We start from the raw sequence: 1,071 nt of genomic DNA, 5'->3' as shown, positions 1-1,071 counted from the left end.
AAAAATTCAAAAAAAGTAGTTGACAAAAGGGAGCGATTATGGTAATATATATCTTGTCGATACGAAAAAGGTATCACAGGACAATAGAAAATAAGAATAGAAGAAGCAATAATGTGTAATAGATAAAACAAAAGTCAAGAGTACATATTTTAGTAGAGTAAGATATGAACTTGTCAAAACTAAGGTGAAATAAAATATATTTATGATATATTGAATGAAGAGTTTGATCCTGGCTCAGGATGAACGCTGACAGAATGCTTAACACATGCAAGTCTTTGGCGAAGCTGTGCTTGCACAGACTAGCCAAGGCGGACGGGTGAGTAACGCGTAAGGAACTTACCCTGCAGACAGGGATAACAGATGGAAACGACTGATAAGACCTGGTATTGTCAGGCTGACGCATGTCAAGCCTGATGAAAGGAGACGCTGCAGGAGAGCCTTGCGTCCTATTAGCTAGTTGGTGGGGTAATGGCCTACCAAGGCGATGATAGGTAGCCGGCCTGAGAGGGTGAACGGCCACAAGGGGACTGAGATACGGCCCTTACTCCTACGGGAGGCAGCAGTGGGGAATATTGGACAATGGGGGCAACCCTGATCCAGCAATTCTGTGTGCACGAAGAAGGTTTTCGGATTGTAAAGTGCTTTCAGCAGGGAAGAAGAAAGTGACGGTACCTGCAGAAGAAGCGACGGCTAAATACGTGCCAGCAGCCGCGGTAATACGTATGTCGCAAGCGTTATCCGGAATTATTGGGCATAAAGGGCATCTAGGCGGCCCTGTAAGTCTAGGGTGAAAACCTGCGGCTCAACCGCAGGCTTGCCCCGGAAACTACAGGGCTAGAGTACCGGAGAGGTGGACGGAACTGCACGAGTAGAGGTGAAATTCGTAGATATGTGCAGGAATGCCGATGATGAAGATAGTTCACTGGACGGCAACTGACGCTGAAGTGCGAAAGCTAGGGGAGCAAACAGGATTAGATACCCTGGTAGTCCTAGCTGTAAACGATGATTACTGGGTGTGGGCATGAAGAGTGTCCGTGCCGAAGCAAATGCGATAAGTAATCCGCCTGGGGA

At 47.1% G+C, this 1,071-nt stretch carries 1 rRNA gene; it reads left to right on the top strand.

Going from position 1 to position 1,071, the window contains the following annotated elements:
• Positions 1-211 precede the first annotated feature (211 nt).
• Positions 212-1,071: ribosomal RNA gene (locus tag HMPREF1552_RS02685) — 16S ribosomal RNA — on the top strand; the annotation flags it as partial.

It is taken from the genome of Leptotrichia sp. oral taxon 879 str. F0557, from assembly GCF_000469385.1.
Taxonomy (GTDB): Bacteria; Fusobacteriota; Fusobacteriia; order Fusobacteriales; family Leptotrichiaceae; genus Leptotrichia; species Leptotrichia mesophila.
Note: the sequence above shows the minus strand (reverse complement) of the source record. Positions and strands in the feature narration are given on the sequence as shown.